Below are 13,752 nucleotides of genomic sequence, written 5' to 3' on the forward strand. Positions count from 1 at the left end.
ACAACGAGCCCTTGCGGGCCCACCGAAATAGCATGCCTGAGGTTTATGAAATTTAGGTGAGCAAGGATTGAAAAGTTTGAAAATAATCTGGAAATGTCTTCTTGCAACACGCCGGATCCAAAATAGTGACCCCAGCGGGCGCGAATGCGAGCAATGAGAAACACATTGCCATTCGGTGGTCATCATAGGTCTCTATCGTGCCATGATGAATCGTTGCGGGTGGCACAATAGTAATCGCATCCGCGTCCTCGACCACTTCTGCACCGGTTTTCCGAAGTTCCGTGGCCATGGCATGAAGTCGATCCGTTTCTTTCAAGCGCCAATTGTAGACATTTCGAATACGAGTTGCGCCTTTTGCAAACAACGCGGTAGTCGCAATCGTCATCGCCGCATCTGGAATGGCATTTAAATCAAAGTCGCCGCCGCGAAGTGCATCACCCTTCTCTACCGTGATACTGCGCTCCGCATAGGTGACGCGCGCGCCCATCTTCGCGAGAACATCGGCAAACTTTTTGTCCCCTTGGAGACTCGCAGAGCCAACGCCGTGCACGGTCACGGGCCCACCCGCAATCGCTGCCGCAGCTAAAAAATAGGAAGCGGAGGACGCATCCCCCTCGATCCAGTACACCCCAGGGCTTTTGTACCCCTGACCACCCTTCACGCGATATTCGCGATCAGATACCACCTCAACCTGAGCGCCAAAACTACGCATCATCGCAACGGTTAGATGAATGTAAGGGGCTGAAACGACCTCACCGGTAAGCTGCAATTGAGAGTCCTGTGGGAGCAAAGGGAGGACCATCAGTATGGCACTCACATATTGACTCGATAAACTCCCATCCAGAGTGATGGTCCCGCCGTACAATGATGTACCCCGAATACGCAACGGGGGATAACCAGATTCTGCTAGATACTCAATATCCGCCCCAATCTGGCGCATTGCTTCAATTTGTGGACCAATCGGGCGCTCGTACATCCGCGGTTCACCGGTCAAGATGAACTCCCCATCACTCGCTGCAAGCACTGCCGCAAGGGGGCGCATTGCAGTTCCCGCGTTTCCGAGAAAAAGTTCCACGGCCCGCGCGGTAGAAAAACGTCCGCCTTTACCGTGCACCAGAATTTGGGTTGCCTCATCACCGGATTCCATCGAAACATCGAGTGCCGTCAAGGCCTCCCGCATTCGCGCGGTATCATCACTTAACAGCATATTTTCCAGCCGAGTGCTCCCCTCAGCCAATGCCGCAAGCAAAAATGCACGATTTGCGATGCTTTTTGAACCGGGTAGCGTCACCTCTCCCTGAATTCCTCGAGCATACGATAAACTTATTGCAGGTGATGACATGATTATTGACCGTTTAAAATTTCCGCCATGGCATTACAAAACGCATCGTTCTCTTGTGGCAAGCCAATGCTTACGCGCAAATGATTGGGTAATTCATAGCCTGCAACTGGGCGCACGATGACCCCCTTATGCAATAGCTTCTGAAACATTTCTGCGGACTGTGGCCCAACTTCGATGGTTAAAAAATTTCCATGTGAAGGAATGAAGGGCAATTTATATTGCTCGCAAAACGCGATAAGTTGGGCCATACCGTCACGATTAACAGAGACTGAACGGGCAATAAAATCCTCATCTTGTAAAGCCGCAATGCTAGCCGTGAGCGCCAACTCATTCATGTTAAATGGCTGTCGAATCCGGTTCATTAAGTCAGCAATTGCCGGATGGGAAACCATATAACCAGAACGAATTCCAGCCAGTCCATAGGCCTTCGAAAACGTGCGACTCACGACGAGATTCGGATACTTTTCGATCCATGCCAAGCTCGGTGCCCGCTCTGACTCTGGGACATATTCATAGTAGGCTTCGTCGAGTACGATTAAGACATGGTGAGGCACGCGGGCGATGAACGCCTCGAGAGCTTCTTTGCTTAGGAAAGTCCCAGTTGGGTTGTTTGGATTTGCCACGAAAATCATCCGAGTTTTATCCGTGACCGCAGCGAGCATCGCTTCCAAATCATGCCCATAGTCTTTTGCTGGAACGGCAATTCCAGTCGCGCCGATCGCCTTGGTAACAAGCGGATAAACCACAAATGCATGTTGCGCATAAATGACTTCATTTTCAGCCGTCACAAAGGTGCGGGCGAGCAGCTCGAGCACGTCGTTTGAGCCATTTCCTAGCGTAACTTGCTGAGGCTTAACAGAAAACTTATCGGCAATTGCTTGTTTGAGGTAGAACCCATTCGCATCCGGGTAGCGTGCAAGACCCGTAATTTTTGCAGCGAGCGCATCCCGCACTTTCTGACTGACGCCCAAAGGATTCTCATTGGAAGCGAGCTTAACAATATTCTTAATTCCCAGCTCCCGTTCAACCTCTTCAATTGGTTTTCCTGCTTGATAAGGTTGCAGCTCACGAATTCCAGGAAGGGCCAAACGTGCGGCATCAAAATCGTGCATGGTATTCCTCTATTTTTTATTTACGAGCACCTGAGCGGCACTTCTTATGCATATTCATTTTCAAAGCGAGTCATAAAATCGACGAGTGCTTGCGCGCCTTCAAATGGCATCGCGTTGTACATGCTAGCGCGCATTCCCCCAACGAAACGATGTCCTTTCAATGACAACAGCCCCTCGCTTTTCGCGCGACGCAAAAATTCCGCATCAAGATCAGGGTTCGCCAATTGAAATGGGATATTCATCATCGAACGGTTTTCTTGAGCGATTGTGTTGCGATAAAACGATGAATTATCAACGCACTCGTACAGTAATTTGGCTTTTCTTCGGTTTACCTCGGCCATGGCTTCGACACCACCCTCGGCTTTCAACCACTTAAAAACTTCGGCCGCCAGATACCAAGCAAAGGTGTTTGGCGTGTTATACATAGACTTTTCAGCGGCCTGCACCTGATAGTTCATCACGGTGCACACACTGTTTTGCGCGGTGCGTTCAAGCAGATCGTTTCGAACAATGACCACCGATAAGCCCGATGGCCCGATATTTTTCTGCGCCCCAGCATAAATGATACCGAATTTTGATACGTCAATTGGCTCTGCAAGGATGACCGAAGACATATCAGCCACTACGGGCACATCAACTTCCGGTACTGTGTGAAGCGCTATCCCGTCTACCGTCTCATTTGGACAGTAGTGCAAATACGTTGCGTTCTCTGACAGAGACCATGAATCAACGGAGGGAATCATCTTTCCACTCGGCCCCTCTGTCACATGCGCAACCTCATTCACGTGAGCAACGTATTTCTTTGCCTCACGAATCGCAAACTGAGACCAAATTCCTGAATTTAGATAATCGACAGTATCCTGTGGGCCTGCGATATTCAGTGGGACCGCTGAAAATTGTCCTCGCCCACCACCATGCATAAATAGCACAGAATAATTGTCGGGAATTTTCATGAGGTCGCGGAGATCTTGCTCCGCTTGCTCCGTCATTTGAACATAGATGGGATCCCGATGGCTGATCTCCATCACGGAAATTCCGAGACCCTGCCAGTCGAGTAATTCAGTTTGAGCTTTCTTTAAAACAGGAGCCGGCAACATGGCCGGCCCCGCTGAAAAGTTATAAATCATCTCCCGTGACTCCGGAATCTGAAACATCGATTGAACCGTCCTCCGCAACCTCAGCTGCCTCGGTACCCTCTTCTAATTCCAATTCTTCTTCATCGATTTCTGCAACACGCGCCATCCCAACGACCACCTCATCCGCACCGGTGCGAATTAAGGTGACACCCTGGGTATTCCGACCCACGGTTGAGACTTCATCGACTCGTGTTCGGACTAAGGTTCCACGGTTACTGATAAGCATCAGGTGCTCTCCCGGGACCACTTCAAGGGCTCCGACCACTGCCCCATTTCGCTCGGATACCTTGATGGACACAACCCCCATGGTCGCCCGACTCTTCGCTGGATAATCTGCCAAAGGAGTCCGTTTTCCGAAGCCATTTTCCGTGACTGTTAAAATAGCACTCTCGGCACTGCGCGGAACAATCAACGAGACAATCCGTTGCTCCTCGCTAATCCGCATACCCCGAACGCCTGTTGCGGTGCGGCCCATAGAGCGTACTTGGTCTTCTGTAAAGCGCACCACCTTGCCCGCATCTGAGAACAAGAGAATTTCGGATTGCCCGTCAGTAATATCGACGCCGATCAACTCATCGCCCTCATTCAGACTCAAGGCAATAATTCCGCTGGTACGGGGGCGTGAATAGTCTACAAGCGGCGTCTTTTTCACAGTCCCTTTGCGTGTTGCCATGAACACAAACTTATCCGACTCAAAATCAGACACTGGTAGAATCGCGGTGATCCGCTCCCCATCCTCGAGTGGCAACAGATTCACGATCGGCTTGCCTCGTGCTGCACGGCTTGCATACGGAAGCTGATACGTCTTCATCCAATAGACACGCCCGCGGCTCGAGAAGCACAAAATCATATCGTGAGTATTCGCCACCAAGAGACGTTCGATGAAATCTTCATCTTTCATCTTAGTCGCCGCTTTGCCTTTGCCACCACGTTTTTGCGCTTCGTATTCTTTCAGTGATTGGTATTTTACGTAGCCTTGATGTGACAGCGTGACTACAACATCTTCACGCTCAATCAAGTCTTCCATATTAATGTCATGGCTTGCTGCGGTAATTTCTGTTCGACGCGCGTCACCAAACTCTGCTTTAACCGCTTCGAGTTCTTCGCGAATAACTTCCATTAGCCGCTCCGAACTTCCCAGGATACGCAGAAGTTCAGCGATGGTATCGAGAAGCCCCTTGTACTCATCAAGAATTTTCTCGTGTTCGAGACCTGTTAATTTGTGCAGGCGCAGGTCAAGGATAGCTTGGGCCTGGTTCTCGGTTAACCGGTAGCTACTCTCGACGACACCAAATCCGGGCTCAACCCAGTCTGGACGCGCAGCATCCACGCCAGCACGCTCTAGCATGACCGCCACATCACCAAGGCCCCATGCGTGAGCAATCAACTGTGCTCTGGCTTCCGCTGGAGATGGTGAGCGTTTAATCAGTTCAATAATTTCATTGATGTTCGCCAACGCGACAGCAAGGCCTTCCAAAATGTGTGCACGTTCACGGGCTTTGCGGAGTTCATAAACCGTGCGCCGCGTGACGACTTCACGGCGATGCGTGATAAATGCTTCGAGCATCTCACGCAGGTTAAACAGCTTCGGTTGGCCTTTATCCAACGCCACCATATTGAAGCCGAACGCAACCTGCATCTGGGTGTTCTGGTACAGGTGATTCAGCATCACCTCACCTGATTCACCGCGTTTGAGCTCAATGACAATGCGCATTCCATCTTTGTCAGATTCATCGCGTAATGCGCTGATGCCTTCAATTCGTTTCTCTTTCACCAGCTCGGCAATTTTTTCAATGAGCTTGGCTTTGTTTACCTGGTAAGGGATCTCGTGGACAATAATCGTATCGCGACCGTTATTCTCGTCCGTGATCGCGTCTGCGCGCGCGCGAATGTAAATCTTGCCTCGCCCCGTTCGATACGCATCAATAATCCCCTGTCGGCCTGACACAATACCTGCTGTCGGGAAGTCTGGCCCTGGGATGTACTCCATGAGTTCTTCGAGTTGGATATCAGGATTGTCGACCATGGCCAAACAGCCATTCACGACCTCGGTTAAATTGTGAGGAGGAATATTGGTCGCCATGCCCACCGCAATACCTGAGGAGCCATTGGCCAACAAGTTGGGAACGCGCGTAGGCAATACTTCTGGGATGAATTCGGTGCCATCATAGTTCGGTACAAAATCGACTGTTTCTTTGTCGAGATCTGCCAGGAGTTGATGGGCTATTTTCGACATCCGAACTTCGGTGTAACGCATCGCTGCTGCTGAGTCACCATCGACCGAACCGAAGTTACCTTGCCCATCGGCTAGCATATATCGCAGTGAAAATGGCTGCGCCATCCGTACGATGGTGTCGTACACAGCACTATCACCATGGGGGTGATATTTACCGATCACGTCACCGACGACCCGGGCTGATTTTTTGTATGGTTTGTTGAAATCATTTCCAAGTACATTCATCGCAAAGAGAACGCGACGATGGACCGGTTTCAGACCATCCCGAACATCGGGGAGTGCACGTCCGATAATGACGCTCATTGCGTAGTCGAGGTATGAATTCTTGAGTTCGTCCTCGATGTTAATCGGCATGACTTCTTTGGCAAGATCGCTCATATATTTTCCCTAACCAGTACTCTTTGTATCGTTATAGTTTTCGAGTAAATCGCCTTTTTAGAATCGCCCCAGAATATCACAGGGGAGCGTTCTTGACGACTGTCTTTGCCCTTATCCAACGAGTTTTCCCATCATCCGTTCCAACCTGCAAACCGACACTGGTGTCCCACGCTCGCTTTCGGTACACTTCAGGCAACTGTGCCATGGAAAGTCAGCGCGCGCCACTCCCTTAAGCGCCTTTCATCCACGGCTTTATCGTTAGGAAGTATTGAATGTCTGAGCACACACAGCACGCGAATGTTGATCCCACTGAAATTGAAAAGTTTAATGCTATGGCATCCCGCTGGTGGGATCCCGAGGGGGATTTCCGTCCCCTCCATCAAATCAATCCCCTGCGGGTCGAGTTTGTCGAACAATATGGACTAGGCGTTGCTGGAAAAGACATTGTCGATGTCGGTTGTGGTGGCGGTATTTTGACCGAGGCTTTGGCCCGTGCCGGTGGACGTGTTACCGGAATCGATATGAGTCCTGATGCGCTCGGTGTCGCACATCTGCACGCCTTAGAGCATGGGCTTGATATCCGCTACGAGCAAACCACCGCGGAATCCTTTGCGGCGAATCATGCAGGACAATTTGATGTGGTGACCTGTATGGAAATGCTTGAACATGTTCCGGATCCTTCGGCTGTCGTTCGGGCCTGTGCGACACTCGTGAAGCCCGGCGGGCGCATTATTTTTTCCACGTTAAATCGCACGCTGAAAGCGAAGCTTCTTGGGGTCTATCTTGCAGAATATGTGTTGCGATGGGTTCCCAAAGGAACGCACGAAGCAGAGAAGTTTATCCGTCCATCTGAGCTTATGCAGTTTGCCGAGCACGCCGGCTTACAGGAAGTTGCCGCTACCGGCATTCATTACAATCCTATTCTAGGGCAGTTCTTCCTGAGTGATCGGAACCTCGATGTAAACTACTTATTTGCAGCTGAGCGTCCTGCCGAAGCATAGCGTCATCCGCAAGGGAGCGAAAAGGAACAATCCCATGACCACCAAAAACGATCCTGTACGTACCGCACCACAAGCGATCCTTTTTGATCTTGATGGCACACTTCTCGATACGGCTCCAGATCTCGGCTTTGCTCTGAACGAAGTGTTAAAGAAATATCAATTACCCATAAAAACTGCTGAAGAATACCGGCCTTATGCATCCCATGGTTCGATGGGACTTTTGCAATTTGGATTTGGAAGTTCGCTTGAACGGTTTGATAAACACGCGCTAAGACAAGAGTTCCTGGCGATTTATGAGACGAATGTCTGCGTCCACACCCAATTGTTCCCGCATGTCGAAGAGACGTTAGCTCGCTTGGTAGAAAAGAACGTGCGATTAGGTATCGTTACCAACAAACCAACCCGCTACACAGATCTCGTTCTTGCCGAGTTTCCTGCCCTTGCGGCAATCGACGTCGTAGTCTGTGGTGATACGCTACCGGTGAGTAAGCCCGATCCTGCTCCGTTACGCTTCGCCGCAGAACAGTTGGGGCTCGCCCCAACGCAGTGTCTCTACGTGGGCGATGCTGAGCGCGACATCACAGCGGGCCGACGAGCGCAGATGAAAACGGTGCTCGCCACTTATGGCTATCTTGGAGAAGACGATCGTCCAGAATTGTGGGCGGCCGATTATGAAATTCAATGCATTTCGGAGCTGATAGAATGGTTTTCTGATCCATTTCATTCATGACCTTGGATCTTGCGCTGCAAACGCCCATGTAAGCAAAGATCATATATTCCTCTTTGTATTATAAAAACTTAACGAAATAACCAATCATTCTAAAATCAGAAATTCGCCGCTACGCCTTGAGTTGCGTGAAATTCTCATTTTGCAACCCACCCCGGCATGAAAAAAGCGAAATTCTTCGCTTGATCAAACCCCCATCCATGACTAGCATACGACTTACACCGCAACACTATATATTGTGTGAAATCCCGCCACGTTCGATCTTGAAACACAAGATATAGTGATAAGACCAAAAACACCTGCGAGGGTCCTATGAGCCAGTCAATCTATGTCACAAAACGCGATGGAAACCGCGAACCACTCGATCTCGAAAAGATTCACCGTGTCATTCACTGGGCCGCTGAAGGGCTTCGTAATGTCTCGGTTTCCCAGGTCGCGTTAAAAGCTCGGATCCAGTTTTACGATGGAATTAAAACAGCGGATATCCATGAAACCATTATTCGTGCAGCCGCTGATCTCATCAGTGAAGAAGCTCCAGACTATCAATACCTCGCTGCACGCCTTGCGATCTTCCACCTGCGCAAGAAAGCCTACGGGCAATTTGAACCACCGCACCTATACGCACATGTAAGTCGACTGGTCGGTATGAACCGCTACGACCAACATCTTCTCGATGACTACACCAAGGAAGAGTTCGAGCAGTTGAATAGCTACCTTGACCATAGTCGCGATCTGAATTTTTCATACGCAGCGGTAAAGCAGCTTGAAGGCAAATACTTGGTACAGAATCGCGTAACCGGTGATGTCTACGAGAGTGCCCAGTTCCTCTACATTCTGGTCGCTGCATGTTTGTTCGCTGATTACCCTCGGGAAACGCGTCTGGACTATGTTCGTCGGTTCTACGATGCGACTTCACAGTTCAAAATTTCACTGCCCACACCCATTATGTCGGGTGTACGGACACCAACACGCCAATTCAGCTCGTGTGTTTTGATTGAGTGTGGCGACAGCCTCGATTCCATTAACGCAACCGCAAGCGCCATCGTAAAATATGTATCACAGCGCGCAGGTATCGGGATTAATGCAGGACGTATCCGCGCTCTTGGCAGCCCCATTCGTAATGGTGAGGCCTTCCACACGGGATGTATTCCATTTTTCAAATACTTCCAAACTGCCGTCAAAAGCTGTTCGCAAGGCGGTGTCCGTGGCGGCGCAGCCACTTTGTTCTACCCACTCTGGCATCTAGAAGTTGAGTCACTCCTTGTGCTCAAAAACAATCGTGGTGTAGAAGAGAACCGTGTCCGGCATTTGGATTACGGCGTGCAGTTTAACAAGGTTATGTATCAACGGTTGGTCAAAGACCAGTACATTACCCTGTTTAGTCCATCCGATGTGCCCGGGTTATATGATGCATTCTTCGCGGATCAGCATGAGTTCGAGCGTCTTTATGTTCAGTACGAAGCCGACGAAAGCATTCGCAAGAAGCGCATTAAAGCGATTGAGCTATTCAGCCTGTTTATGCAAGAGCGCGCAAGCACCGGCCGAATTTACTTACAGAATGTGGACCATACCAACAACCACAGTCCGTTCAATCCAAAATTGGCGCCGGTTCGCCAAAGTAACCTGTGTTTGGAAATCGCGCTCCCAACCAAGCCTTTGCAGCACATCAACGATGAAGAAGGCGAGATCGCGCTTTGTACCCTCTCAGCATTTAACTTAGGAGCCATCCAATCATTGGATGACTTTGAAGAGCTCGCCGATCTAGCAGTCCGTGCACTGGATAGTCTCCTTGATTATCAAGACTATCCGGTTCCAGCAGCCAAAAATGCCTCTATGGCGCGTCGGACGCTTGGGATTGGGGTGATTAACTTCGCTTACTATTTGGCGAAGAATGGCGTCCGCTACAGCGATGGCAGTGCCAATAACTTGGTTCACCGCACGTTTGAAGCAATCCAATATTACTTAATGAAAGCATCGAATGAGCTAGCGAAAGAGAAAGGTGCCTGTCCGAAGTTTAATGAGACCACTTATGCCGAGGGTATTATGCCCATCGACACATACAAAAAAGATCTCGATGCAATCTGCAGCGAGCCGCTCCATTACGATTGGGATGCTCTACGCAAGTCAGTCCAACAGTATGGATTGCGAAACTCCACACTATCAGCACTCATGCCATCTGAGACGTCTTCACAAATCTCAAATGCGACCAATGGCATCGAGCCACCGCGTGGCCATGTGAGCATCAAATCATCGAAAGATGGGGTCCTCAAACAAGTGGTGCCAGATTATGAGAATTTGAAAGATCAGTATGAACTGCTTTGGACAATTCCGAGTAACAAAGGGTATCTGGAACTCGTTGGAATTATGCAGAAGTTTGTTGATCAAACCATCTCTGCAAATACCAATTATGACCCATCGAAGTTTGAAGGTGGCAAAGTTCCGATGAAACAACTTCTGCAAGATTTGCTCTACGCCTACAAGTTGGGTGTTAAAACGATGTACTACCACAATACGCGTGATGGTGCCTCAGACAGCCAAACGGACATGAGTGCTGCGATGCGGAAGAAGTTAGAAGCGAACGCAGAAAATTCGCAAGCGGTCACCGCCGTCATTGAAGAAGATGATGATTGTGCCGGTGGCGCATGCAAAATTTGAGGTAATCATGCGATATTCAACGTTTAATCAAACGAACGTCAACCCACTGGGCGAACCTATGTTTTTTGGGAACCCAGTGAACGTAGCGCGTTACGACCAACAGCGTCATCCAATATTTGAAAAGCTCATTGAAAAACAACTGAGCTTTTTCTGGCGCCCTGAGGAAGTGGATGTCAGCCGTGATCGGGTCGACTTTCAGAAGGTTTCAGATTCGGAAAAACATATTTTTATTTCCAATCTGAAGTATCAGACGTTGCTCGATTCTGTACAAGGACGGAGTCCAAATATCGCCCTCCTCCCTATCGTGTCTTTACCAGAACTCGAAACTTGGATTGAAACTTGGGCGTTCTCAGAGACCATTCACTCACGCTCATACACGCATATCTTGCGGAACTTGTTCAGCGATCCAAGTGCAGTTTTTGATGACATCGTAACTAACGAGGAAATCCAGTTGCGCGCGACGGATATCTCAAAGTACTACGATGACCTTATTTTCCATACACAACTGTGGCAAACCTACGGCGAAGGTGAGGTGACTCTCGACGGGGAAACCTACCATGTGAATGTTCGAAATCTGAAGAAAAAGCTTTTTTTGTGCATTAATTCAGTGAATGCCCTCGAGGCAATCCGTTTTTATGTCAGCTTTGCTTGTTCCTTCGCATTCGCAGAACGTGAGTTGATGGAGGGGAATGCTAAGATTATCCGCTTGATCGCGAGGGATGAAAACCTCCATCTCACGTCAACACAACACATCATCAATCTGTGGCAGCACGGTGAAGACGATCCCGAGATGCAAGAAATCGCCAAAGAGTGCCGCGAAGAAGCGCTTGAGATTTTTCGCAAAGCGGTTCAGCAAGAGAAGAAATGGGCCAACTATTTGTTCCAGCATGGTTCAATGATTGGATTGAACGAGCAGATTCTCTGTCAATACGTTGAGTACATTGCCAACCTGCGCATGCAAGCGATTGGATTTGAACCCGAGTATGAGCAGAAAAGCAATCCTCTTCCTTGGATGAACAAATATCTGGTTTCAGACAACGTACAGGTTGCACCGCAAGAAGCTGAGATCAGCTCCTATTTGGTCGGCCAGATCGACAGTCAAGTCAGCGTCGACGACTTTGGAGATTTCGATCTGTAAGCCATGAGTTGCTTTCGTATCGTCATTAATCAGCAGATTACCACAGAGGTCGAGGCAGATGCCCCGGCCTCTTTGCTTGAAACGATGGAAGCAACCGGACTTGAGACTCGTTACCATTGTCGGAATGGTTTTTGTGGTGCATGTCGAACCAAGCTCATCTCAGGCACGGTTGAATACCTCGCCGATCCCCTCGCCTACGTCCGCCCAGGTGACATATTGCCCTGTGTCTGCCGAGCGACCTCCGATCTCGAGCTCGAACACACCTAACCCACAGAAACCAAAAGCCACAAACCGAACAGGGGTATCGCTTTTCTCGATTTCACTTTCCGCTGCTGTTTTGGCATACTGCGCGCCATATTACTTTGTGCAACAACTGCACGTACACGCGTACGAAATTATGATGAGGTACTCTACATGTTGACGGTTATTTTCGGTCGCCCCGGTTGTCCTTTCTGCGTTCGCGCAGAACAAATCGCCGCAAAACTTGCTAGCGATCGCGACGATTTCGAGTATCGCTATGTCGATATGATGAAAGAAGGGATCAGCAAAGCCGACTTAGAGAAAACCATTGGTAAGCCAGTGATGACTGTCCCCCAAATTTTTGTGGATGAAACGCACATTGGTGGCTGTACCGAATTTGAAGCGTACGCAAAAGCAAACCTCGGGCTCTACGCCAACGTTTCCTGAGTGTCGACGACAGCCATAAAAGTTCCATAAAAAAGGCCCGCTCAATCATATTGCGGGCCTTCCTCCTGTATACGCACCTTGATCCGACGTGTTGCTGACGAGGGAATACCCGACCTGCCCGTGCAACCAAAGCGACTCATTGCGGTGGTTCTAGAAGGAGTCACCCGGGACACGCACCCAACCTTCCATGAGAATTCGCGCACTACGACTCATCAGGGCTTTAGTTGCTGTCCATTGTCCGTTCACCTGTGCCACTTCAGCACCTACGCGCAAGGTGCCCGAAGGATGTCCAAAGGTCACTTCAGAGCGTTCGCCACCACCTGCTGCTTGATTCACAAGCGTTCCAGGGACCGCTGCAGCTGTGCCAATGGCAACTGCCGCTGTGCCCATCATGGCATGATGTAGCTTCCCCATAGACAGTGCCCGCACCACCAAATCAATATCAGCCGAATCCACACCTTTACCACTGGAAGTCGTATAACTTTGTGGTGCGCCAACAAACGCGATTTTGGGGGTGTGCTGACGAGACTCCGCTTCCTGCAAATCGCGGATAAGGCCCATTTTTAGCGCACCATGAGCGCGAATCAGTTCAAACATTGCAAGTGCTTTTGGATCTTCATTGATTGCGCCCTGCAGTTCCGTACCGGTGTAACCAATACTTTCTGCGTTCACGAATATCGTCGGGATCCCGGCGTTGATAAACGTAGCTTGCAAGCGACCCAATCCGGGCACTTCAAAATCATCGACCAGATTGCCGGTTGGAAACATGGAACCAGCATCACCGTCATCCGCGGCAGGATCCATAAATTCAATTGGGACCTCAGCCGCCGGAAACGTAACGCCATCCAGTTCAAAATCTCCAGTTTCTTGCACTTGACCGTCTTGGATTGGAACATGTGCAATGATGGTTTTTCCAATATTCGCTTGCCAGATCCGCACGGTCACCGTGCCGTTCTCTGGAATTCGGGCAGGAGGAATCAGGCCACTATGAATGGCAAAAGGTCCCACCGCAGCGGAGAGATTTCCACAATTTCCAGACCAATCCACAAACGCCTTATCAATACTCACCTGACCGAACAAGTAGTCAATATCATGGTCTGGTTGCGAGCTTTGAGACACAATAACGCTTTTGCTCGTACTGGAGGTTGCCCCACCCATGCCATCAATTTGCTTTTGATAGGGATCTGGGCTTCCGATCACACGCAGCAACAACGCATCCCTTGCCTTCCCCGGCTGCTGAGCAGCCGGAGGAAGGTCATCAAGGCGAAAGAAAACGCCCTTGCTCGTGCCGCCCCGCATGTAAATCGCGGGGATCTTCACTTGAGGTACGGTACGCATGA

The 13,752-nt window shown here is 49.8% G+C and carries 11 protein-coding genes; 6 read left to right on the plus strand and 5 right to left on the minus strand.

What is annotated here, in order from left to right; translation table 11 throughout:
• Positions 1–52: 52 nt before the first annotated feature.
• From aroA to gyrA, 4 genes are read right to left on the minus strand one after another with little or no spacing between them, the layout of a single operon-like run.
• Positions 53–1,342 carry a 3-phosphoshikimate 1-carboxyvinyltransferase gene (gene aroA, locus CWE11_RS01760; protein ID WP_126775877.1) on the minus strand — a complete coding sequence of 430 codons (1,290 nt, stop codon included), beginning with the start codon at positions 1,340–1,342 and terminating at the stop codon, positions 53–55.
• 2 nt (positions 1,343–1,344) lie between these two features.
• The gene (gene hisC, locus CWE11_RS01765; RefSeq protein WP_126775878.1) at positions 1,345–2,454 is read right to left on the minus strand and encodes a histidinol-phosphate transaminase; all 1,110 of its coding nucleotides are present in this window, start codon (positions 2,452–2,454) and stop codon (positions 1,345–1,347) included.
• Between the two features lie 44 nt (positions 2,455–2,498).
• Complete coding sequence (gene serC / locus CWE11_RS01770) at positions 2,499–3,581, minus strand: 3-phosphoserine/phosphohydroxythreonine transaminase (protein WP_126775987.1); 1,083 nt, start codon at positions 3,579–3,581, stop codon at positions 2,499–2,501.
• On the minus strand, positions 3,571–6,204 hold the full coding sequence (gene gyrA / locus CWE11_RS01775; protein WP_126775879.1) for a DNA gyrase subunit A: 2,634 nt from the start codon (positions 6,202–6,204) through the stop codon (positions 3,571–3,573). The genes serC and gyrA overlap by 11 nt, the downstream gene beginning before the upstream one ends.
• Before the next feature lie 272 nt (positions 6,205–6,476).
• Between gyrA and ubiG the strand changes: the two genes are divergently transcribed.
• The 6 genes from ubiG to CWE11_RS01805 all read left to right on the plus strand — a co-directional run bounded on the left by ubiG (position 6,477) and on the right by CWE11_RS01805 (position 12,412).
• The gene (gene ubiG / locus CWE11_RS01780) at positions 6,477–7,205 is read left to right on the plus strand and encodes a bifunctional 2-polyprenyl-6-hydroxyphenol methylase/3-demethylubiquinol 3-O-methyltransferase UbiG (RefSeq protein WP_126775880.1); all 729 of its coding nucleotides are present in this window, start codon (positions 6,477–6,479) and stop codon (positions 7,203–7,205) included.
• A 34-nt stretch (positions 7,206–7,239) separates the two neighbouring features.
• Positions 7,240–7,935 (plus strand): HAD family hydrolase, encoded by a 696-nt coding sequence (locus CWE11_RS01785; RefSeq protein WP_126775881.1) that lies wholly within the window; start codon positions 7,240–7,242, stop codon positions 7,933–7,935.
• 309 nt (positions 7,936–8,244) lie between these two features.
• Positions 8,245–10,587 (plus strand): class 1a ribonucleoside-diphosphate reductase subunit alpha, encoded by a 2,343-nt coding sequence (gene nrdA / locus CWE11_RS01790; protein WP_126775882.1) that lies wholly within the window; start codon positions 8,245–8,247, stop codon positions 10,585–10,587.
• 7 nt (positions 10,588–10,594) lie between these two features.
• Entirely contained in the window at positions 10,595–11,725 is a 1,131-nt protein-coding gene (gene nrdB, locus CWE11_RS01795; protein WP_126775883.1) for a class Ia ribonucleoside-diphosphate reductase subunit beta, read from the plus strand.
• A gap of 3 nt (positions 11,726–11,728) precedes the next feature.
• The gene (gene yfaE / locus CWE11_RS01800; protein ID WP_126775884.1) at positions 11,729–11,992 is read left to right on the plus strand and encodes a class I ribonucleotide reductase maintenance protein YfaE; all 264 of its coding nucleotides are present in this window, start codon (positions 11,729–11,731) and stop codon (positions 11,990–11,992) included.
• Between the two features lie 147 nt (positions 11,993–12,139).
• On the plus strand, positions 12,140–12,412 hold the full coding sequence (locus CWE11_RS01805; protein WP_126775885.1) for a GrxA family glutaredoxin: 273 nt from the start codon (positions 12,140–12,142) through the stop codon (positions 12,410–12,412).
• A 150-nt stretch (positions 12,413–12,562) separates the two neighbouring features.
• Here the strand turns inward: CWE11_RS01805 and prpF are convergent, their stop codons facing one another.
• Positions 12,563–13,750 carry a 2-methylaconitate cis-trans isomerase PrpF gene (gene prpF / locus CWE11_RS01810; RefSeq protein ID WP_126775886.1) on the minus strand — a complete coding sequence of 396 codons (1,188 nt, stop codon included), beginning with the start codon at positions 13,748–13,750 and terminating at the stop codon, positions 12,563–12,565.
• Between the last annotated feature and the right edge of the window lie 2 nt (positions 13,751–13,752).

This window comes from Aliidiomarina sanyensis (assembly GCF_003987175.1).
Lineage (GTDB): Bacteria > Pseudomonadota > Gammaproteobacteria > Enterobacterales > Alteromonadaceae > Aliidiomarina > Aliidiomarina sanyensis.

What these genes read in the sequence shown, in the direction of transcription:
- aroA (WP_126775877.1), bottom strand. Translation starts at nt 1,342, where the DNA reads ATGTCATCACCTGCAATAAGTTTATCGTATGCTCGAGGAATTCAGGGA.
- hisC (WP_126775878.1), bottom strand. Translation starts at nt 2,454, where the DNA reads ATGCACGATTTTGATGCCGCACGTTTGGCCCTTCCTGGAATTCGTGAG.
- serC (WP_126775987.1), bottom strand. Translation starts at nt 3,581, where the DNA reads ATGATTTATAACTTTTCAGCGGGGCCGGCCATGTTGCCGGCTCCTGTT.
- gyrA (WP_126775879.1), bottom strand. Translation starts at nt 6,204, where the DNA reads ATGAGCGATCTTGCCAAAGAAGTCATGCCGATTAACATCGAGGACGAA.
- ubiG (WP_126775880.1), top strand. Translation starts at nt 6,477, where the DNA reads ATGTCTGAGCACACACAGCACGCGAATGTTGATCCCACTGAAATTGAA.
- CWE11_RS01785 (WP_126775881.1), top strand. Translation starts at nt 7,240, where the DNA reads ATGACCACCAAAAACGATCCTGTACGTACCGCACCACAAGCGATCCTT.
- nrdA (WP_126775882.1), top strand. Translation starts at nt 8,245, where the DNA reads ATGAGCCAGTCAATCTATGTCACAAAACGCGATGGAAACCGCGAACCA.
- nrdB (WP_126775883.1), top strand. Translation starts at nt 10,595, where the DNA reads ATGCGATATTCAACGTTTAATCAAACGAACGTCAACCCACTGGGCGAA.
- yfaE (WP_126775884.1), top strand. Translation starts at nt 11,729, where the DNA reads ATGAGTTGCTTTCGTATCGTCATTAATCAGCAGATTACCACAGAGGTC.
- CWE11_RS01805 (WP_126775885.1), top strand. Translation starts at nt 12,140, where the DNA reads ATGTTGACGGTTATTTTCGGTCGCCCCGGTTGTCCTTTCTGCGTTCGC.
- prpF (WP_126775886.1), bottom strand. Translation starts at nt 13,750, where the DNA reads ATGCGTACCGTACCTCAAGTGAAGATCCCCGCGATTTACATGCGGGGC.